Origin of the sequence: Hyphomicrobium zavarzinii ATCC 27496 (genome assembly GCF_000383415.1) — a bacterium.
Lineage (GTDB): Bacteria > Pseudomonadota > Alphaproteobacteria > Rhizobiales > Hyphomicrobiaceae > Hyphomicrobium_C > Hyphomicrobium_C zavarzinii.
Genome location: NZ_KB911260.1, coordinates 214,815 through 234,667 on the forward strand (window position 1 = coordinate 214,815; position 19,853 = coordinate 234,667).

24 protein-coding genes and 2 tRNA genes are annotated in these 19,853 nt (G+C 63.5%); 18 read left to right on the plus strand and 8 right to left on the minus strand.

The annotated features are described in order from the left end of the window. The first annotated feature begins 393 nt into the window (after window positions 1-393). From clpX to F812_RS0117460, 4 genes are all read left to right on the plus strand, one after another. A complete protein-coding gene (gene clpX, locus F812_RS0117445) occupies window positions 394-1,647 on the plus strand; it encodes an ATP-dependent Clp protease ATP-binding subunit ClpX (RefSeq protein ID WP_020087280.1) in 1,254 nt (417 codons plus the stop codon). A gap of 290 nt (window positions 1,648-1,937) precedes the next feature. Continuing rightward, on the plus strand, window positions 1,938-4,361 hold the full coding sequence (lon, locus tag F812_RS0117450) for an endopeptidase La (RefSeq protein ID WP_026868232.1): 2,424 nt from the start codon (window positions 1,938-1,940) through the stop codon (window positions 4,359-4,361). A 273-nt stretch (window positions 4,362-4,634) separates the two neighbouring features. Then, window positions 4,635-5,015, plus strand: coding sequence for an HU family DNA-binding protein (locus F812_RS0117455; RefSeq protein ID WP_198011223.1), 381 nt, complete (start codon window positions 4,635-4,637; stop codon window positions 5,013-5,015). Window positions 5,016-5,316: 301 nt separating this feature from the next. After that, window positions 5,317-5,391, plus strand: a tRNA-Val gene (locus F812_RS0117460). A gap of 4 nt (window positions 5,392-5,395) precedes the next feature. On the opposite strand, the gene F812_RS0117465 is transcribed toward F812_RS0117460, so the two are convergent. After that, complete coding sequence (locus tag F812_RS0117465; protein ID WP_020087283.1) at window positions 5,396-5,761, minus strand: hypothetical protein; 366 nt, start codon at window positions 5,759-5,761, stop codon at window positions 5,396-5,398. A gap of 105 nt (window positions 5,762-5,866) precedes the next feature. Here F812_RS0117465 and F812_RS0117470 point away from each other — a divergent pair, with 105 nt between their 5' ends. The 11 genes from F812_RS0117470 (at window position 5,867) to F812_RS0117520 (ending at window position 12,128) form a co-directional block, all read left to right on the plus strand. Continuing rightward, entirely contained in the window at window positions 5,867-6,394 is a 528-nt protein-coding gene (locus tag F812_RS0117470) for a DUF1993 domain-containing protein (protein WP_245257704.1), read from the plus strand. Window positions 6,395-6,407: 13 nt separating this feature from the next. Next, window positions 6,408-6,827: an AAA family ATPase gene (locus tag F812_RS24450; protein ID WP_342446746.1), complete on the plus strand. Its 420-nt coding sequence runs from the start codon at window positions 6,408-6,410 to the stop codon at window positions 6,825-6,827. A gap of 298 nt (window positions 6,828-7,125) precedes the next feature. Beyond that, window positions 7,126-7,202, plus strand: a tRNA-Asp gene (locus F812_RS0117480). Between the two features lie 352 nt (window positions 7,203-7,554). Next, a complete protein-coding gene (locus tag F812_RS0117485) occupies window positions 7,555-7,920 on the plus strand; it encodes an NADH-quinone oxidoreductase subunit A (protein WP_020087286.1) in 366 nt (121 codons plus the stop codon). Then, window positions 7,911-8,489, plus strand: coding sequence for a NuoB/complex I 20 kDa subunit family protein (locus F812_RS0117490; RefSeq protein WP_020087287.1), 579 nt, complete (start codon window positions 7,911-7,913; stop codon window positions 8,487-8,489). Before F812_RS0117485 ends, F812_RS0117490 begins: the two co-directional genes overlap by 10 nt. Before the next feature lie 72 nt (window positions 8,490-8,561). After that, window positions 8,562-9,158 (plus strand): NADH-quinone oxidoreductase subunit C, encoded by a 597-nt coding sequence (locus F812_RS0117495; protein ID WP_020087288.1) that lies wholly within the window; start codon window positions 8,562-8,564, stop codon window positions 9,156-9,158. Next, window positions 9,155-9,595, plus strand: a complete 441-nt coding sequence (locus tag F812_RS0117500; RefSeq protein ID WP_020087289.1) for a hypothetical protein — start codon at window positions 9,155-9,157, stop codon at window positions 9,593-9,595. Before F812_RS0117495 ends, F812_RS0117500 begins: the two co-directional genes overlap by 4 nt. Next, window positions 9,592-10,050, plus strand: a complete 459-nt coding sequence (locus tag F812_RS0117505) for a thioesterase family protein (RefSeq protein WP_020087290.1) — start codon at window positions 9,592-9,594, stop codon at window positions 10,048-10,050. The genes F812_RS0117500 and F812_RS0117505 overlap by 4 nt, the downstream gene beginning before the upstream one ends. A 3-nt stretch (window positions 10,051-10,053) precedes the next feature. Continuing rightward, entirely contained in the window at window positions 10,054-10,494 is a 441-nt protein-coding gene (locus tag F812_RS0117510; protein WP_020087291.1) for a GFA family protein, read from the plus strand. A 2-nt stretch (window positions 10,495-10,496) separates the two neighbouring features. After that, window positions 10,497-10,928, plus strand: a complete 432-nt coding sequence (locus tag F812_RS0117515; RefSeq protein ID WP_020087292.1) for a GFA family protein — start codon at window positions 10,497-10,499, stop codon at window positions 10,926-10,928. 9 nt (window positions 10,929-10,937) lie between these two features. Further along, window positions 10,938-12,128 carry an NADH-quinone oxidoreductase subunit D gene (locus F812_RS0117520; RefSeq protein ID WP_020087293.1) on the plus strand — a complete coding sequence of 397 codons (1,191 nt, stop codon included), beginning with the start codon at window positions 10,938-10,940 and terminating at the stop codon, window positions 12,126-12,128. Window positions 12,129-12,158: 30 nt separating this feature from the next. Here F812_RS0117520 and F812_RS0117525 read toward each other — a convergent pair whose 3' ends face one another. Together F812_RS0117525 and F812_RS0117530 are read right to left on the minus strand one after the other, a co-directional pair. Then, window positions 12,159-12,920 carry a glycerophosphodiester phosphodiesterase family protein gene (locus tag F812_RS0117525; protein ID WP_020087294.1) on the minus strand — a complete coding sequence of 254 codons (762 nt, stop codon included), beginning with the start codon at window positions 12,918-12,920 and terminating at the stop codon, window positions 12,159-12,161. 5 nt (window positions 12,921-12,925) lie between these two features. After that, the gene (locus F812_RS0117530) at window positions 12,926-13,393 is read right to left on the minus strand and encodes a RidA family protein (RefSeq protein ID WP_020087295.1); all 468 of its coding nucleotides are present in this window, start codon (window positions 13,391-13,393) and stop codon (window positions 12,926-12,928) included. A 196-nt stretch (window positions 13,394-13,589) separates the two neighbouring features. Here F812_RS0117530 and F812_RS24455 point away from each other — a divergent pair, with 196 nt between their 5' ends. Continuing rightward, complete coding sequence (locus tag F812_RS24455; RefSeq protein ID WP_198011224.1) at window positions 13,590-14,489, plus strand: cell envelope integrity EipB family protein; 900 nt, start codon at window positions 13,590-13,592, stop codon at window positions 14,487-14,489. 10 nt (window positions 14,490-14,499) lie between these two features. On the opposite strand, the gene F812_RS0117540 is transcribed toward F812_RS24455, so the two are convergent. Continuing rightward, window positions 14,500-15,420: an ROK family protein gene (locus F812_RS0117540; RefSeq protein WP_245257705.1), complete on the minus strand. Its 921-nt coding sequence runs from the start codon at window positions 15,418-15,420 to the stop codon at window positions 14,500-14,502. Then, on the minus strand, window positions 15,413-15,718 hold the full coding sequence (locus F812_RS0117545; RefSeq protein WP_020087298.1) for a DUF3572 domain-containing protein: 306 nt from the start codon (window positions 15,716-15,718) through the stop codon (window positions 15,413-15,415). The genes F812_RS0117540 and F812_RS0117545 overlap by 8 nt, the downstream gene beginning before the upstream one ends. 185 nt (window positions 15,719-15,903) lie before the next feature. Here F812_RS0117545 and F812_RS0117550 point away from each other — a divergent pair, with 185 nt between their 5' ends. Beyond that, window positions 15,904-16,311 (plus strand): response regulator, encoded by a 408-nt coding sequence (locus F812_RS0117550; protein ID WP_051113869.1) that lies wholly within the window; start codon window positions 15,904-15,906, stop codon window positions 16,309-16,311. Between the two features lie 47 nt (window positions 16,312-16,358). Then, window positions 16,359-17,729, plus strand: a complete 1,371-nt coding sequence (locus F812_RS0117555) for a PleD family two-component system response regulator (RefSeq protein WP_020087300.1) — start codon at window positions 16,359-16,361, stop codon at window positions 17,727-17,729. 644 nt (window positions 17,730-18,373) lie between these two features. Here the strand turns inward: F812_RS0117555 and rpmG are convergent. The 3 genes from rpmG to F812_RS24465 form a co-directional block, all read right to left on the minus strand. Continuing rightward, window positions 18,374-18,541 (minus strand): 50S ribosomal protein L33, encoded by a 168-nt coding sequence (gene rpmG / locus F812_RS0117560; protein ID WP_020087301.1) that lies wholly within the window; start codon window positions 18,539-18,541, stop codon window positions 18,374-18,376. Between the two features lie 92 nt (window positions 18,542-18,633). Continuing rightward, the gene (locus F812_RS24460; protein ID WP_020087302.1) at window positions 18,634-19,353 is read right to left on the minus strand and encodes an NUDIX hydrolase; all 720 of its coding nucleotides are present in this window, start codon (window positions 19,351-19,353) and stop codon (window positions 18,634-18,636) included. Between the two features lie 20 nt (window positions 19,354-19,373). After that, entirely contained in the window at window positions 19,374-19,832 is a 459-nt protein-coding gene (locus F812_RS24465; protein ID WP_020087303.1) for a DUF983 domain-containing protein, read from the minus strand. Between the last annotated feature and the right edge of the window lie 21 nt (window positions 19,833-19,853).

Consider the following 19,853-nt stretch of genomic DNA (forward strand, 5'->3'; position numbering starts at 1 on the left):
GTGTGCCCCACCGTCGCACCCGGCCCGGTTTCCGGCCACCCCTTGCAGACTTTGCTATGCTTGGTCGAGACAGGCCCACCGGCCGCGGCGACCGTGCCGGGCCCCGGGTTGGGTCCACGCAAGGTTGGCAGGATATTGTTGCCCTCTTAACCGGTTTGATCCGTTCGACTTTTCGGCATCAACTCTGTGGTAATCAGGCCGAAAGGTTCAGACGGGGACGGGAGAGGCATTAATCGAATCTTGATCTCGGGAACGCTAGCGTGTTGAGATCGGGTGTAACAGTTTCGTGTACCTCGCGGCGGGCTACGCCGTAGACGCTCCGAAAGGCCTTTGCCGGCCTTAATTAATCCGGATCTTCCGGGCGTACTTCCTGACTGCGGGTGAGAGAACAGAATGGCTCAGGAAAAGAACACCCTTTACTGCTCTTTCTGCGGAAAAAGCCAGCACGAGGTCAGGAAGCTGATCGCCGGCCCGACGGTATTCATCTGCGATGAATGCGTCGAGCTGTGCATGGACATTATCCGCGAGGAGAACAAGAACACCCTCGTCAAGTCGCGCGACGGTGTGCCAACGCCGCAGGAAATCTGCACGGTGCTTGATTCCTATGTGATCGGTCAGTTCCACGCGAAGCGCGTGCTGTCGGTGGCCGTCCATAACCACTACAAGCGCCTTAACCACGCGGCGAAGAACAACGACGTCGAGCTCGCGAAGTCGAACATCCTCTTGGTCGGCCCCACGGGTTGCGGCAAGACGCTGCTCGCGCAGACGCTCGCGCGCATCCTCGATGTTCCGTTCACGATGGCCGACGCTACGACGCTCACGGAAGCGGGCTATGTGGGCGAGGATGTCGAGAACATCATCCTCAAGCTTCTGCAGAACGCCGACTACAACGTCGAGCGGGCGCAGCGCGGCATCGTCTACATCGACGAGATCGACAAGATCAGCCGCAAGTCCGACAACCCGTCCATCACGCGCGATGTCTCGGGCGAGGGCGTGCAGCAGGCGCTTCTGAAGATCATGGAAGGCACGGTTGCCAGCGTGCCGCCCCAGGGCGGCCGTAAGCATCCGCAGCAGGAGTTCCTGCAGGTCGATACATCGAACATCCTCTTCATCTGCGGCGGTGCGTTCGCTGGTCTCGAGAAGATCATCGCGCGTCGCGGCAAGGGGACGTCGATCGGCTTCGGCGCGCGGGTGATGGGTCCCGACGAGCGGCGCACCGGCGAGGTGCTGCGCGAGGTGGAGCCCGAGGATCTGCTGAAGTTCGGCCTCATTCCCGAGTTCATTGGCCGTCTGCCCGTCATCGCCACCCTCGAGGATCTCGACGAGGCGGCTCTGGTGCAGATCCTCAACGAGCCGAAGAATGCGCTCGTGAAGCAGTATCAGCGCCTCTTCGAGATGGAGGACGTGAAGCTCACGCTGACGCAGGATGCGCTGCGGGCGATTGCGCGCAAGGCTATCGAGCGCAAGACGGGCGCACGCGGTCTCCGCTCGATCATGGAAGGCATCCTGCTCGACACGATGTTCGATCTGCCGGCGCTCAAGGGCGTCGAGGAGGTCGTGATCGGGCCGGAGGTCGTCGAGGGCGGCGCGCGTCCGCTCCGGATCTATTCGGACAGGGCCGAGGAGAAGGGCTCCACAGCCTCCTAAGCCGGCGGGCTGCCCTGAAACAAGGCGTCTGACGTGGATATGTGGCCGCGGGCACCTCTGTGCCCGTGGTGCGGCGGGGGAGGCGAGGCTCATTATTGATTAGGCCGGGGACCGTCCCCATCTTTCCTCAGCGACGCTTCCCATGGGCCGGCTCGGTTCTGGGGATTTCAAAATGAAAGATGCGGCGTGGGTTTCCCGGTTTCGGCCATAATGGCGCGAGCCTTGGGGACTACAGTGGGCTTCGAAGGCCGGTCAACGGCCGCGCAGCGCAACGCGAATGGGTGACGATGATGAGCGAAGAAAAACAGACAAAGGACAAGCCGGGCGCGCGGGATCATTATCCCGTTCTGCCGCTGCGCGACATTGTCGTGTTCCCCTACATGATCGTGCCGCTGTTCGTCGGGCGCGAGAAATCGATCAACGCGCTCGAGGAAGTGATGCGCGCCGACAAGCACATCCTGCTTGCCGCGCAGAAGAACGCGGGTGACGACGATCCGGCGACGGATGCGATCTATCAGGTCGGTACGCTCGCCTCGGTGCTGCAGCTCCTCAAGCTGCCCGACGGCACGGTGAAGGTGCTCGTCGAGGGCACGGCGCGCGCACGCGTGCTGCGCTACACCGACAACGCCAACTATTTCGAAGCCGAGGTCGAGCGCATCTCGGAGACGATCGGCACCAAGGCCGAGATCGAGGCGCTTGCGCGCTCGGCGGTCTCTCAGTTCGAGAACTACGTCAAGCTCAACAAGAAGATCTCGCCGGAGGTGCTCGGCACCGTCGCGCAGATCGAGGACTACTCGAAGCTCGCCGACACGATCGCCTCGCATCTCGCAGTCAAGATTGCGGACAAGCAGGACGTGCTCGAGACTACGGTCGTCTCCGACCGTCTCGAGAAGGTCTATACGCTCATGGAGAGCGAAATCTCCGTGCTGCAGGTGGAGCGCAAGATCCGTTCGCGCGTGAAGCGGCAGATGGAGAAGACGCAGCGCGAGTACTATCTGAATGAGCAGATGAAGGCCATTCAGAAGGAGCTCGGCGACACTGAAGAGCGCGACGACATCGCGGAGTTCGAGGAGAAGATCGACAACACCAAGCTGTCGAAGGAGGCCAAGGACAAGGCCACTGCCGAGCTCAAGAAGCTCAAGCAGATGAGCCCGATGTCGGCCGAGGCGACGGTGGTGCGCAACTACCTCGACTGGCTGCTCTCGATCCCGTGGGGCATCAAGGGCAAGGTCAAGAAGGACCTCGAAGAGGCCCAGCAGGTGCTTGATGCCGAGCACTACGGTCTCGGGAAGGTCAAGGAGCGCATTCTCGAGTATCTCGCGGTGCAGGCGCGCACCAACAAGCTCAAGGGTCCCATCCTGTGCCTCGTCGGCCCGCCCGGCGTGGGCAAGACCTCGCTCGGCAAGTCGATCGCCAACGCTACGGGCCGCGAGTTCGTTCGCATGAGCCTCGGCGGCGTGCGTGACGAGGCGGAGATCCGCGGTCACCGGCGCACCTACATCGGCTCCATGCCGGGCAAGGTGATCCAGTCGATGAAGAAGGCGAAGCGGACCAATCCGCTGTTCCTTCTCGACGAGATCGACAAGATGGGCCAGGACTTCCGAGGCGATCCGGCGGCGGCTCTGCTCGAGGTGCTCGATCCGGAGCAGAACGGCACGTTCAACGATCACTATCTCGAGGTCGACTATGACCTTTCGAACGTGATGTTCGTGACGACGGCCAACACGCTGAACATTCCGCCGGCTCTCATGGACCGCATGGAGATCATCCGTCTTGCGGGTTACACCGAGGACGAGAAGGTCGAGATCGCCAAGCGCCATCTGCTCACCGAGCAGCGTCAGGCCCATGGCCTCGAGGACGGCGAGTGGGAGGTCGAGGACGGCGCGTTGCTCGAGATCATCCGCCGCTATACGCGGGAAGCCGGCGTGCGCTCGCTCGAGCGCGAGGTCGCCAAGCTCGCGCGCAAGGCGGTGAAGGAGATCCTGACGTCCGACAAGAAGAAGGTCGTCGTGACGGCTGCCAACGTCAGCGATTATCTCGGCGTGCCGAAGTATCGCTTCGGCGAGGCCGAGGTCGAGGACCAGGTGGGTATCGTCACGGGCCTCGCTTGGACGGAAGTCGGCGGCGAGTTGCTCACGATCGAAGGTGTCATGATGCCCGGCAAGGGCAAGATGACGGTCACGGGCAACCTGCGCGACGTGATGAAGGAGTCGATCCAGGCCGCGAACGCCTACGTGCGCTCGCGCTCGGTCGAGTTCGGAATCCATCCGAGCCTGTTCGAGAAGAAGGACATCCACGTGCACGTGCCGGAAGGCGCGACGCCGAAGGATGGTCCCTCGGCCGGTGTCGCGATGGCGACTGCGATCATCTCGGTGCTCACCGGCATCGCAGTCCGCAAGGACGTGGCGATGACGGGCGAGATCACGCTGCGCGGACGCGTGCTTCCGATCGGCGGCTTGAAGGAGAAACTGCTCGCGGCACTGCGCGGCGGCATCAAGACCGTGCTGATCCCCGAGGACAACGTGAAGGATCTCGCTGAGATCCCCGAAGAGGTGAAGAAGAAGCTGGAGCTCGTGCCTGTGGCGCGCATGGAGGACGTGGTGAAGACCGCGCTCGTCAGCGTGCCCGAGCCGATCCAGTGGGACGAGCAGGCGGAGGCGACGACGGTTCCTTCCGACGGCTCGACCGGCGGACCTCGCGTGACGGCGCATTGACCGGCGTCGCGCATTGATCCGAATGCCGATGCTCTCTTTGAGGATAAATTTGTCCTAGCGAGCAGACGCAAATTTGAATGAACGGCGTGCGGGTGTTTTTCGATGGTTCACTCCTCGAAAGCGCCCGCACTTCTTTGGTTAATCGTGTGCGTATTTTCTACGCAGTGCGCTGCCTCAGCGATGCTCGGATGCGCCGATTTTTAAGGCCTAAAGGGGCGTTTTGCCCCTTGACGCGCCCTGTCATTAGGGGCTTTTGTGCGGCCACTATCGCCGATGCAACGGTCTCCAAAAGTAAGAATTGAACCGCATCGGTGTGCGCCAGCGGCGCGAGATCCAGAGACCAAGCCAATCCAAATTTATTCCAGTCACGAGGACGGAAAAATGAGCAAGAAAGATTTGATCGACGCCGTTGCCAAGGAAACCGAGCTGACCAAGGAGAAGGCTGGGACGGCAGTCGATGCAGTGCTCGCGCACATCAGGAACTCGCTCAAGAACGACGAGGAAGTGCGCATTCCCGATTTCGGCACGTTCAAGGTGACCAAGCGCAAGGCGCGCGAGGGTCGCAACCCCGCGACTGGCGCCACGATCAAGATTCCCGCTTCGCGCGTTCCGAAGTTCAGCCCCTCGAAGGGCCTCAAGGACGCGCTGAACTAAGCGCGTTCGAACCGGTTTGAGGAAGCGCGTCGCGGTCGGTCTGCGGCGCGCTTTTCATTTGCGGCAGCAGACAACGGCAGCAGGCGGCAATTCGAGCTTGCGGACCGATTGGCGATTGCCGATTGCGTCGCGTGCCGTTATGGAATGCGTGTCGGGCGGTTAGCTCAGTGGTAGAGCGCTGATCTTTTATCGCTCACGCGCGCTGATCCGTTCGCTTTCGCGACCGGGCGCGCTCCGCGGGGGCGGCGCTTGCGCCGAGCCGCCTTGCGGCCAAGGCCCTTGGCCTGTAGGAGATGAGTTGGGGCGGTTAGCTCAGTGGTAGAGCGCTTCGTTTACACCGAAGATGTCGGGAGTTCGACCCTCTCACCGCCCACCATTCCCTACTTCGCCTGCTTCAAGCGAATACGATAGGATGCGTTCGCCGTGGCCGACGCGAACTCCTGAGCACGTGATCCCCGTAGCGCGTTGACCTGCACATTCAGTCGCGCGAGCTCGCATGTGTCCGCGATCGTCGCGGTCAGGTTGGTGCATTCGTTTCCGGCCATCTCGTAGAGCATCCGGCGGCCCTTCTCCATCGCGTCCTTCTGGACCTCCGGATCGTCGGATTTGAGGGGAACGGACATGTTGTAGCTGACCGTGACTTCAACGGCGCGTGCGGCGTCGGAGGCTTGCGCGCGGGGGGGGGCCGTCGAAAATGCCGTCCCGGCTGTGATGGCAAAAAGCAGGTGGAGTACAGATATACGCATGCCCGGTCCTTCCCGATGATGATCGCTGTCGAGACTAGGCACAGAAGATGACCATGGCACGTGCGCGGCGGCCCGATCGCGTGCGATGGTAAAGGCGCTCTAACCATGAGGAAACGCATGTCCATCACGATGCACGAAATCGCCGTTCCGTCGTTTACCAAGCATCTCGAGGCGCTCGACGCGATCCTCGACAAGGCGGCGGCTTACGCAGAGGCGAAGAAGATCGATCCCAACGCGCTGCTCTCGGCGCGGCTCTATCCGGACATGTACACGTTCACCAAGCAGGTGCAGTCGGCCTGCGATTTCGCGAAGCTGTCGGTGGCGCGTCTCGCGGGGATCTCGGCTCCCGGGCACGACGACAGCGAGACGACGTTCGCGGAGCTCAAGACGCGTATCGCGGAGACGCTTGCGGTGCTCAAGGCCGCGCGCCCCGAGCCGATGGAAGCCGCTGCGGACCAGGAGGTGAAGATCAAGGCGGGTCCGCGCGAGCTGACGTTCACGGGGCGCGAGTATCTGCTCCACTTCGCGCTTCCCAACTTCTATTTCCACTGCGCCACGGCCTACGGAATCCTGCGCCACAACGGGCTCGAGATCGGAAAGCGCGATTTCATGCGGCGCATGCCTCCCGCGTAAGGGGCTGCAGGCTGTGAGCAGCGGCGGCGGGATTGAGCGGTTTCTCGTGGTGACCGGCGGACCTGGGTCTGGGAAGACGACATTGATCGATGCGCTTCGGGCGCAAGGCTTTCAGGCCATGCCCGAAGCGGGGCGCGCGATCATTCAGGACCAGGTGGCGATCGGCGGGGCGGCCCTTCCCTGGGCCGACCGGCTTGCGTTCTCCGAGCTGATGCTCGGCTGGGAGCTGCGCTCCTACCGCGAGGCGCAGGCGCACTATGGGCCTGTCGTGTTCGACCGCGGTGTGCCGGACGTGATCGGCTATCTGTCGCTCTGCGGGCTTCCTGTCGGAGATCACGTCGCGCGTGCGGCAGAGCTTCACCGCTATCGGCGTGAGGTGTTCATTGCGCCGCCTTGGCCCGAGATCTTCACGCAGGACGCCGAGCGCAAATAGTCGCTCAATGAGGCGGAAGCAACCTATCATGCCCTCGCGGGCGCCTATGAGCGCTGCGGGTACGGCCTCGTGCCACTGCCGCGGGTGCCGGTTGCGGAGCGGGTGCGCTTCGTGCTGTCGCGGATCGGGTGAGGGGCGGAACGGTGCTCGGCCGCCGCTGCGCTCTGCGGCAATGGCGCCCTCCGGTAAAAACACCTAAAATAGGTCGTTCGCTTCGCTTGACTTAGGCCACGCGAACACGTATCTCACCCTTCGCTTTTGCGTCGTTCGGCCGCCAAGTCGTGCCGGGACGCGGATTGCGGGAGTAGCTCAGTTGGTTAGAGCGCCGCCCTGTCACGGCGGAGGCCGCGGGTTCAAGTCCCGTCTCTCGCGCCATTTTTCCGAACCTCGATGCCATGACCGATCTCGCCCTGGGCCGCACCTGGGGTTGTGACGCGTACTCGCGGCTCTTCGAGCCTGCTTGGCGCCTGAGCTGTGGCCGGGCTCGCTTCATCCGCAAATTTCTTCGCAGGGCTCAACCCAGATCAAAGACTGGGGGATTCGGAGCCGCCATGGTCCCCGCATCCTGGCCTTTGGTTCGCGGCAAAAAAGGCCGGCAGAGAGCCAGGATTTCCCTCGGTAGCTGTTGCGTGTCCGACGGGCTATGGGTTAACACCAAGGGCGTGATTTTGCGTCGCGATAAGTCCTCGCAAAAGCGGACGTGCGGGCTCCGGAAGGACGGGACTTCATGAACGAGCTGCTCACTGACTACCTGCCTCTTGCCGTCTTCATCGGCGTCGCGCTCGCTATAGGTGCAGCGCTCATGATCGCGCCGTTCCTGGTCGCCGTTCGCAACCCCGACCCCGAGAAGGTCTCGGCTTACGAGTGCGGCTTCAACGCCTTCGACGATGCGCGCATGAAGTTCGACGTGCGCTTCTACCTCGTGTCTATTCTGTTCATCATCTTCGATCTCGAGATCGCGTTCCTGTTTCCGTGGGCGGCTGCCTTCGGCAATGTGGGTCTGTTCGGCTTCTGGTCGATGATGCTGTTCCTCGGGGTGTTGACTGTAGGCTTCATCTACGAGTGGAGAACGGGAGCGCTCGAATGGGATTGATCGTTCCGCCGGAGTTTCAGCTCGACCGCGCCAAGGAAGGCGCTGGCGGGTCTCAGGGCGCGCTGGTGAAGCCGGGTGATCCGTTCTTCACGGAGCTTTCCAACGAGCTCGGCGACAAGGGCTTCCTCGTCACCACGACCGACGATCTCATCAACTGGGCGCGCACGGGCTCGCTGATGTGGATGACGTTCGGCCTCGCGTGCTGCGCTGTGGAGATGATGCAGGCGTCGATGCCGCGTTATGACCTCGAGCGCTTCGGCTTTGCGCCGCGCGCTTCGCCCCGCCAGTCCGACGTGATGATCGTCGCTGGCACGCTCACCAACAAGATGGCCCCGGCGCTGCGCAAGGTCTACGACCAGATGCCGGAGCCCCGCTACGTCATCTCCATGGGAAGCTGCGCCAACGGCGGTGGCTACTACCACTATTCCTACGCGGTGGTGCGCGGTTGCGATCGCGTCGTGCCGGTGGACGTGTACGTGCCGGGCTGCCCGCCGACGGCGGAAGCACTCGTCTATGGCGTGCTGCTGCTTCAGCGGAAGATCCGGCGCACGGGAACGATTGAGAGATAGGCGGCAGTAGGGCCTCACCTGCTTCGATCACGCACTGCCTACTGCCTTAAGGCCTGTTGCCCAGGATCTGACATGCTGAACGAACTCGACGCGCACATTTCGTCCAAGCTCGGCGACAAGGTTCTCGACCGGCGGATCGCGGTTGGAGAGCTGACGCTCACAGTATCCGGCGACCGGATCGTGGACGTGCTCACCTTCCTCCGCGACGATGCAGGGTGCCGCTTCGAGGTCCTGATCGACATCTGCGGCGTGGACTGGCCCGCGCGGGCGCAGCGCTTTGACGTGGTCTACCATCTGCTGTCGCCGCGGCTCAATCAGCGTGTCCGCGTGAAAGTGCTGACCGACGAGGAGACGCCGGTGCCGAGCGTGATCGGCGTCTATCCGGCTGCCAACTGGTATGAGCGGGAAGCCTACGACATGTACGGCATCCTGTTTACGGGCCATCCGGATTTGCGCCGCCTGCTTACGGACTACGGCTTCCAGGGCTATCCGCTACGCAAGGATTTCCCGCTGACGGGCTATGTGGAGGTTCGCTACGACGACGCCGCAAAGCGCGTGGTCTACGAGCCGGTGAAGCTCGTGCAGGACTTCCGTTCGTTCGATTTCGAGAGCCCCTGGGAGGGGCCGCATTACGTGCTTCCGGGCGATGAGAAGGCCGGACCGCAATGACCCTCGAGGCGGAGCGTCTGGCGCAGATCAAGGCGAACGTCGAATTTGCCCTGCAAGAGTTTCGCGAGCTGGCTGACAAGGATGTCTCGCTCGACGCAGATTCGGTTGCGTGGGTCGAGGGCTTCATCGAGAGCGCGCGTGGCCGCTACGTCGGCGTGGACGGTGGCGTGCCGAGCGGGCTCATCGGATTGATCGGCAGCTATCTCGGTGAGGCGATCATCGCCGAGACCAATGGACAGTGGGTCGAAGACGAGGCCGGCGGCTTGGGCGTCGCCTTTCCGAACGGCGATATCGTCTTTCCCTTCACCAAGGTCGAAAAGCAGTTCGACATGGGCGTTGCGGGCGGCGAGTCGATCCTGAGCTTCTATACGGTGGCCGTGAGCTACATCGCGGTCGGAGGATTGCGCGACGCCGCGCCGGCAGGGGAGCGGTCATGAAGGCCACGCTTCAGCCCGGCGCCAAGGCGCAACTGGTGTTCACGGTGCCGCCCGAGAAGACGGTGCCCAATCTCTATCCGGAATCGCCTGACTTTCGCGCCATGCCGGGCGTGTTCGCCACTGGCTTCATGGTGGGGCTCATGGAATGGGCCTGCCTCGAGGCGATGAAGCCGCATCTCGATGCGGGGGAGGGCTCGCTCGGCATTCACATCAACGTCTCGCACAGCGCGGCGACCGTGCCGGGGCAGACCGTGACGGTGGATGCCGAATGCACGAGCGTGGCCGGGCGCAGGGTGGCGTTCAAGGTCACGGCGCACGACGGCGTCGAGGTGATCGGCGCGGGCAGTCACGAGCGGATGATCGTGCCGTGGGATCGCTTCGTCGGACGGGTGAACGAGAAGGCCAAGCGCGCGGGAGCCGCGCCCATTGCCGCCGTCGAAAGCGTGGGGGCTTGAGCGATGGCGTCGGCAGGTCACACGGTCAAAGGGCACTGCCTCTGCGGGGCCGTCGCGTTCTCGGCGGACGTGGCGAAGCTCGAGGTCGATGCCTGTCACTGCAGCATGTGCCGGCGCTGGGCTGGCGGGCCGTTCATCGCGCTTTCCTGTGACGGCGAGCTGCGCATCACGGGCAAGGATCATCTCGCCACCTATCGCTCGTCCGAGTGGGGCGAGCGCAGCTTCTGCCAAACCTGTGGGACGTCGCTCTTCTGGCATCTCGTCGGCACCGATCACTATGCACTCTCGGCAAACACGCTCGACGACCAGAGCGGGCTGGTGCTGACCTCGCAGATTTTCATCGACGAGAAGCCCGGCTTCTACGAGTTCGCCAACGACACGCCGAAACTGACGGGAGTGGAAGTCGTCGCGGCGTTCGAGGCCAGCAAGGGAGGGGAGAGCTGACGATGGCCGCCTCCCTTGATGTCTCCGGGCACTGCCTCTGCGGGGCCGTGAGCTACAACGCAACGGCCGTATCGCATGACGTCAGCGTATGCCACTGCGGCATGTGCCGGCGCTGGACCGGCGGGCCGCTGATGTATTTCGATGTCGAGGGGGCGCCCGTGATCGAAGGCGCCGAGTCGATCGGCATCTACAAGTCGTCCGATGTCGGCGAGCGCGGCTTCTGTAAGCGCTGCGGCTCGGTGCTGTTCTGGAAGGTTGCGGGCGAGGATCGCTATACGTTCACGGCGGGATCGCTCGATACGCCCTCGGGGCTTATCCTCACGAAGGAAATCTTCGTCGAGGACAAGCCCGCGTTCTATGAGTTTGCCAATCCGACCGAGAAGCTGCGCGGATCGGATGCGATGTCGGCCTATACCGGCGACGAACCCAAGTGAGACTGCGACATGGCTGAGACAGAGATCCGCCCGTTCAACATCAACTTCGGCCCGCAGCATCCGGCGGCGCATGGCGTGCTGCGCCTCGTGCTCGAGCTCGACGGCGAGGTGGTGGAGCGCGTCGATCCGCACGTGGGGCTGCTGCATCGCGGCACCGAGAAGCTGATCGAGGCGAAGACCTATCTGCAGGCGATCGGCTATTTCGACCGGCTCGATTACGTGGCGCCGATGAACCAGGAGCACGCGTTCTGCCTCGCGGCGGAGCGGCTGCTCGGCATCACGGTTCCGCGCCGCGCGCAGCTCATCCGCGTGCTCTATTCCGAGATCGGGCGGCACCTCTCGCATCTTCTCAACGTGACGACGCAGGCCATGGACGTTGGCGCGCTGACGCCGCCGCTGTGGGGCTTCGAGGAGCGCGAGAAGCTGATGGTGTTCTACGAGCGCGCGTCGGGCAGCCGCATGCACGCCAAGTATTTCCGCGTCGGCGGCGTGCACCAGGATCTTCCGCCGGAGCTGATCGACGACATCTATGCGTGGTGCGACCCGTTCCTGAAGGTGCTCGACGACATCGAAGGGCTTCTGACCGAGAACCGCATCTTCAAGCAGCGCAACGTCGACATCGGCGTCGTGAGCCTGGACGACGCGTTCGCGTGGGGATTCTCGGGCGTGATGGTGCGCGGCTCGGGCGCGGCCTGGGATCTCAGGAAGTCGCAGCCCTACGAATGCTACGCGGAGCTCGATTTCGATATTCCGGTGGGCAAGAACGGCGACTGCTACGATCGTTACCTGATCCGCATTCTCGAAATGCGCGAGAGCGTGAAGATCATGAAGCAGTGCTGCGAGAAGCTCAAAAGCGCCGATGGCGCGGGGCCGGTGACGGCTCCCAACACCAAGGTGGTACCGCCGCGGCGCGGCGAGATGAAACGCTCCATGGAAGCGCTCATCAATCACTTCAAGCTGTACACCGAGGGTTTCCACGTTCCCGCCGGCGAGATCTACGCGGCGGTGGAAGCTCCCAAGGGCGAGTTCGGCGTCTATCTGGTGGCCGATGGGTCCAACAAGCCGTACCGCTGCAAGATCCGTGCGCCCGGCTTCCCGCATCTCGCGGCCATGGACTTCCTGAACCGCGGCCACATGCTGGCCGACGTGTCAGCGATCCTCGGCTCGCTCGACATCGTGTTCGGCGAGATCGATAGGTAGGCGCAGGGCTGGCCGAGTGCGTGGCCTGATCTAGGGTTCGAAGCCTTCGAAAATCGGCGCGTCGGCGTGGCGGGCCGCGATGCGGCGGTCTTCGTCCGTGCGGACAGTCCAGGTGAAGAGCGGAAGCCCTGAGGCGCGGGCGCGCTCGGTTTCGGGCGTGGGCAGCGCGGCGATTTCATACGCATAGAATGCGGGATCGACGGCGGCGCTTTCCTCCAGACGCGCCAAGCTGCGGCGACGCTCGTCCGTGAGCGACGAGCCCGGCCACCAGCCTTCGCCATCGTCCTCGAAATAGGAGCCCGAGACGATGCCGCGCGGCACGGCGGGCGCGAGGTCTTTCAGCACGGCCATCACGCCGGGGTCGAACGACATGAGTGCAAGCGGGCCTTCGTAGCCCGCGGCGAGACGTGCGATCTCGGCAAGAAAAATGCGGTCCGGCGGGTCCCATTCGCTCTTCACCTCGGCGAGCAGCGGCACGCGTCCGGCGATCAGCGCGAGCAGATCGGCAAACGTCAGGATGCCGGTCAGGTCCGCGCCTTTGAACGGAAGCTTGGCCGCGCAGGCGGGCTGGAGATCCGTGATCAGGCCGCTGCCGCGCGTGAGCCGATCAAGCTCGAGGTCATGGAAGACGAGCGGCAGGCCAGTTGCGGCGGGCTGCAGATCGCATTCGATGCCGTAGCCCTTGGCGATGGCCGCCTCGAACGCGGGCCTCGTGTTCTCGACAACGCCCTTCGCCGCGTCGTGGAGACCGCGATGCGCGATGGGACGCAGGAAAGCCGCGCGGTCGAGCATCCACTTTACCCGGCGATGGCGATGATGGCGTCCACCTCGACGGCGCAGTTGAGCGGCAAGCTCGATACGCCGACGGCGGCGCGGGTGTGGCGTCCCTTGTCGCCGAGCACTTCCACCATAAGATCGGATGCGCCGTTCACGACCTTAGGATGGTCGGCGAAGTCGGCGGTGGCGTTGACGAACCCGGTGAGCTTCAGCACCTGGCCGATGCGGTCGAGGCTGCCGAGGGCGGATTTGGCCTGGGCGAGGATGTTGAGGGCGCAATGGCGCGCGGCCTGCTGGCCGATCTCGACGCTGACGTCGCGGCCGAGGGCGCCGGTGACGACGGTGCCGTCTGCGGCCTTGGAAATCTGTCCGGAAATGAACAGCAGGTTTCCGGAGATAGCGAAGGGCACGTAGTTGGCGACCGGATTGGGCGCTGCGGGCAGGGTGAGGCCAAGCTCGGCGAGGCGGGCTTCGATGGTTCCGGTCATGGGAACGTGTCTCCGGGTGTTAACGGGCGGGTGAAACGGTGCGCCGGTGCCGTTTTCGGGGGCACCGGCCGCAGAATGGTCAGGGTTCCTTGTTACCGCGTCGAACGGACTTTGCAACGGCCTGACAGTACCCTAGATTCCAGGGACTGAGGGCAGGGCGGCTCGCGCCGCCTTCGCGATGAACAGGATGAGCAGAATGCAGGATCGGACTCGAAGCCGGGCGGGCGGCGTCTTGAATGCGGCGTCGGCGCTGGGACTTATGGCGTTCGCGGTTTGGTCCGTGCCTGTAACGGGTGCCTATGCGCAGGCCGCGCTCAAGGAGGTCGTGTTCGCGCCCCATCGGGCTGTCTACGATCTGTCGCTCGACGGCGCGAAGTCCGGCTCCGGCGTGGCGGGCGTCACCGGGCGCATCGTCTATGAGCTCAGCGGCAATGCCTGCGAGGGCTATGCGCAGAGCATGCGGTTCGTGACGCAGACGCTCAATCAAGAAGGCGAGATGCAGACGACGGACCTCAGGACGTCGAGCTGGGAAGAGGTGCCGGCGCGCAAGCTGCGGTTCAGCACGAGCACCTATCAGAACGAGATGCCGGCGGAGCAGACGCAGGGCATGGCCAAGCGCGCGCAGCCGAACGGTCCCGCGACGGTGGAGCTAACGCGCCCCAACGAGCGCAAAGCCAATCTCAAGGGGAACATCTACTTCCCGATCCAGCATTCGATGGCGATCATCCAGGCGGCGCGGGCTGGGCGGACGATCCTTGCCGCGGACCTGTTCGACGGATCCGAGACCGGCGACAAGATCTATTCCACCTCGACCGCGATCGGCCGGCAGATCAAGCCGGGCACGGGGCCGGTGGTCTCGCTCGCGAAGGGCGTCGATGGTCTCGACCGCGTGCCGTCGTGGCCGATCTCGGTCAGCTATTTTGCATCCACGCAGGAGCCGGGCGATGCGGTGCCGCTCTACGAGATGTCGTACCGCTTCCACGAAAACGGCGTGACGGGCAGTCTGCGCATCAACCATGGCGATTTCGCCATTGCGGGCGAGCTCAAGGAGCTCACCTACTTCCCGCCGTCGCCCTGCAAGCATCCTGCGCCCTGAGGCACTCTTCTCACGTGTTCCATAGCCAGGCGGCGCCGCGCACGCCGCTGGCGTCTCCCCATTTGGGGGGACGGATGTCGAGGGCTACGACGTCGGAGAAGACGTAGGGCGCCGCGAGGCGGGGCAGCACCTCGTAGAGGTGCGGCAGCTTCGAGAGGCCGCCGCCGAGCACGATGATTTCCGGATCGATGACGTTGACGATGTGCGCGAGCCCGCGCGCGAGGCGGGAGGCGTGGCGGTCTAGGCTGGTCTGCGCGGCGGCCTCTCCCAGCTCGGCGCGCGAGACGATCTCGTGGCCCGACACCAGCTCGCCGGTCCGTCTCTTGTAGTCGGCCGAAAGGCCGGTCCCGGAGGCCCACATCTCCATGCAGCCCTTGCGGCCGCACCAGCATTCGGGGCCGGGATGCTCGTCCGGCTCGGACCAGGGAAGGGGATTGTGGCCCCATTCGCCGCCGATGCCGCGCGCTCCTTCCAGAACACGGCCGTCGATGACGATGCCTCCGCCGCATCCGGTGCCGACGATGACGCCGAAGACTGTTCGGGCGCCGGCTCCCGCGCCGTCGACGGCTTCCGAGAGCGCGAAGCAGTTGGCGTCGTTGGCCATTCGCACCTCGCGTTCGAGTGCGGCCTCCAGATCCTGACGCAAGGGGCGGCCGTTGAGCCAGGTGGAGTTGGCGTTGCGGACGAGACCGGTGGTGGGGGAGAGGGAGCCCGGCATGCCGATGCCGACGGTGGCGCGGGAGCCGGCCTGGGCCTCAAGGTGGCGGACAACGTCCGTCAGCGCCGTCACCGTGTTCTGATAATCGCCCTGGGGCGCCAGGATACGGTAGCGGGTGATCTCCTCGCCATCGACGGCCAGCACGCGGCCCTCGATTTTGGTGCCTCCGAGATCGATGCCGATGCGGAGGCTCGGGATCACCGGGCTACTCACGGGCGGCCTCGATGCCGAGCGATTGCGCCAGCGCGGCGCGCGACGGCTCCACGCTCTCCGGCGCGAAGCCTTTGGACGCTGTAAATACAAGAAGAAGGGATTCGTCTCCGAGCAGGTAGTCGAGCACTGCGAGCAGGGTCTCGGGGGCTCCTGCCGCGGCGCGGAGCTGGTCAGGGCCGATGCCGGTGAGGGCGAGGAAGCGGCCAAGCCGGGGGCCGTCCTCGGCGAGGAAGGAGAGGCCCGTCAGAGCCAGTGTCGAGGCGCTTTCGGCCGTCGGTTTCGAGCCCGTTTTTCTCATTCCTGCGCTTTCTCCCTTTTCTTTTATTTTCCGCTAGTTAGCGCACCATCGGTCTCTAGGCGCCATGTTTCAACAGTTGCTTAAGCTAACTCGGGCACACTGCTCTCCATATGGCCCGCAGAATCGGTGCAGTTAAAGGCGGGGCAAGGTGAAGACCTTCGACGATGACCTATCAGGAGACGAGAATGGCCGTCGAGGGCCAGACGCAGGGCGTTCGTCGTGCTGCGAAGACCGTGCTGATCGTGGAGGACAACGAGCTCAATATGAAGCTCTTCCACGACCTGCTCGACGCTTATGGATATCTCACCGTCCAAACCCGCAATGGGCTCGATGCTCTGACGCTCGCCCGGGTGCACCGGCCAGATCTTATTCTGATGGACATCCAGCTTCCGGAAGTCTCCGGGCTCGAGGTGACCAAATGGCTGAAGGAAGACGAGGAGCTGCGCGACATTCCCGTCGTTGCGGTGACGGCCTTTGCCATGAAGGGGGACGAGGAGCGCATTCGGTCCGGGGGATGTGAGGCTTACGTTTCGAAGCCGATCTCGGTCGCGGTGTTTCTCGATACGGTGCGGCGTTTCGTGGGGGATGCTTGATCCGCGCGTGGATTGCGGAACGGGCGTCGGTGTTTTGAGAGTTAGTCATGACTGCCAGAGTTCTTGTCGTCGACGACATATTGGCCAACATCAAACTTCTGCAGGCCAGGCTCGAAGCCGAGTACTTCGAGATCGTCACGGCAACGAACGGGCGCGACGCCCTCGAGATCTGTCAGCGTGAGCGCGTCGACGTGGTGCTGCTCGACGTGATGATGCCGGGCATGGACGGCTTCGAAGTCTGCCGCAGGCTCAAGGCGTCTCCGCAGACGCTGCACATTCCCGTGGTGATGGTGACGGCGCTGGACCAGGCGTCAGACCGGATTCAGGGCCTCGACAGCGGCGCCGACGATTTTCTGACAAAGCCGGTGGACGACATCGCGCTCGTCACACGCGTCAAGAGTCTCGCGCGGCTCAAGATGCTGAACGACGAGATGCTGATGCGCGTGACGACGAGCCGGCAGATGGGGCTCGCGGACGAGGACACGCTGGGGCGCATCCTGGCCGACCGGCCGGGGCGCGTGCTGGTGGTGGACGACCATCCCCGCTCGTCTCAGCGCGTGATGTCTGCGCTCGCCAAGGCGCATGATGCCTACATCGAGACGGATCCGCAGGCGGCGCTTCTGCATCTTGCCGATCAGCCGTTCGACCTTCTCGTGGTGGCGCTCAATCTCGAGCATTCGGATGGGCTGAGGCTCTGCTCGCAGGTTCGCTCCCTGGACCGCACGCGCCATCTTCCGATCCTGATCATGGTCGATCCCGGCGACGAGGCGCGTCTGCTGCGCGGCCTGGACATGGGCGTGAACGACTACCTGATGCGGCCGGTGGACCGGCACGAGCTTTTGGCGCGGGTGAAGACGCAGATCCGTCGCAAGCGCTTCTCGGACTATCTGAGGAACCAGATCCGCGAGAGCGTGGAGCTCTCCATCACCGATCCGCTCACGGGGCTCCACAACAGGCGCTACATGGAGCGCCATCTGAAGACGCTGATTACGGATGCGAAACGCACCGGCCGCTCGCTCTCGGTGCTGATCGCCGACATCGATCACTTCAAGAACGTCAACGATACCTATGGCCACGATGCCGGCGACCTGGTGCTAAAGGAATTCTCTGAGCGCTTCCGCCGCTATACCCGCGGCGTGGACATGGCGTGCCGGCTCGGCGGAGAAGAATTTCTGATCATCATGCCCGACACCGACAAGATCCTTGCCCGTCAAGTGGGGGAGAGGGTGCGTGAGTGTGTCGCAGTCCAGCCCTTCCAAATTGGGCAAGATCGCGAAATCTGGGTCACCGCAAGCGTCGGGCTTGCAACCTGGGAGGGAGACGGGGATACCCCCGAAGCGCTCTTCAAACGGGCAGACAATGCTCTTTATGCTGCCAAAAGGCAGGGGCGCAATCAGGTCGTCGCGGATGCGGCGTGAGAGCCGTAGGCGACAACCCTTTTAAAGAATTTCAGAAAACTGGATTGCTGCATAAGCGAGCAATGTTCAATGCTGCTGTGCGCATAAGTGCAGTCCACGGACTATAATCTGCTATCTCGATCAGCCTTCGGGGGAATTAACTCCGAATCGGATTGTGGCCGTGGTTGCCACGCAATGGTCAAGCTCTAAACTTGCAATCGCCGATCTGTTCTGCCAGACTTATATTTAGTGGAGGGAGATCACACAATATTGGTCTTGATACCGATTGGCGCGAGTTTGCGTTTTGCCGATCGTTCAAGCCCAACGGTTCCCGCAGCCCATTGGGTCCGCCGCATCTCCTGATGGAGCGGGAAATTGTAGTGGGGTCCGCGACGGCTTGGAGTCACCTCCTCAGTTACACCGTTTCTGGGTCCACTACGACACCAGGTGGTAAGTCAACGCCCTCTTTGACGCCATCTGGTCACTAGGCCAGGGTCCGTGGCTATCTCGGAATGCTTACCCCGCTGCCGAGCGGTTACGGACCCTGGTTGAGGGCCTTTTCCGAAATCAGATCTGTCAAAGCCTGCTGGCATCCCGTGCGCTGATCGGGGGCCGGGCCATCGTGCGTCTGGCCTTTGCGCCGCTCGAAGGCGAGCGGCGGCGCATTACTTGATCTTCGTCTCTTTGAACTCGACGTGCTTGCGAACGACGGGGTCGTAGCGCTTGAAAACGAGCTTCTCGGTGGACGTGCGCGGGTTCTTTTTCGTCACGTAGAAGAAGCCGGTTCCCGCCGTGGAGAGCAGCTTGATCTTCTGGGTAATCTGCTTAGCCATTGGCCTAGAGACCTCGAAGTGGAATAACTCTTAAATTCGGATTGGGCACCATACTGACCGCGCCTTGAGTGTCAAGCTGTAGAATGGGCGCGTTAGATAATCTTGCGTTCAAGGCGGCCGTGGCGCTCCACATAGAACGGAACACCGTTCTTTTGACGATGTTTTCCATGCATGTTTACGAGTGTCGCGATGTCCTCCATCACATGGCGCGTGATGGACGGGAGATCGAGCGTTTTCGCGCGTTCGATGGTGTACCAATCGATGTCGAGCAACTCGCCGTCGACGCGCTCGGCGCGATGGGCGACCTCCGAGGCATCGACGATGAAGAAGCGCGTGTCATAACGGCGTGGGCGCCCGGGCGGGGTGATGGCCCGTGCAAAGAACGCAAGCCTGTCGAGACGCGGCCGGAAGCCTGCCGCCAGGAAATCGCTCCAGCCGCCCTCAGGGTCCTGCGGGACTGCGCCTGCGGCCTCTCCAACAACGATGCCCGTCTCCTCGAACGTCTCGCGAATGGCTGCAAGTGCGAGGGCGGCGGCGCGCGTGTCCGTGGGGCGTCCACGCATGGCGATTTTCAAGCGCTCCGTCTCGCTCGGTGCGAGTGCGTGGTGACGCGCGAATGCGCGGTCGGCTGCCTCCACGCGTCCGCCTGGGAACACGAAGGTGTTGGGCAGGAACACCTGATCGGGCCTGCGCCGTCCCATCAGGATGCGAGGGGAGGACGTTGTGCGATCGACGATGACGAGGGTGGCGGCGTCTCGCGGCCTCTGATGCGCGCGCGATGTATCGCCGGTGTCGCGCCCGGGCTTCGGCATGCCGTTTCGTCTCGGGCCGGTCATTGCCGCTCGGGATCGGGCAGAGGCTCGACCTCGTCGGCGTGGCCGCCAAAGCCGTGCATGCGAAGCGCCCATTGCAGGCCGACGAGCGCGCCTTTGACACGCGGGAGCAGAAGCAGGCTCATGATGATGATCGTCGGCAGCCAGATGACGAGGTGCACCCAGCTCGGCGGTGCGTAAGTCTGCTCGAGCGCCAGCACGCCGCCCACCACCACGTGTCCGACGACGACCATGGTGAAGTACGGCGGCGCGTCATCTGCGCGCTGATGGTGCAATTCCTCGCCGCATACGGGGCAGACATCCGAGACCTTGAGGTATTTGTGGAACAGCGCGCCTTCTCCGCAGGCAGGGCATTTCTGTGCGAAGCCGCGCATCATGGCGGTGGTGACGGAACGGGGCTCGGCGCTCTCTGCCGGGCGTGAGCCGGGCTGCGGGGAGGCGGTGTCGAATTCGATCATGGTACGTCTTCCTGGGGGCGG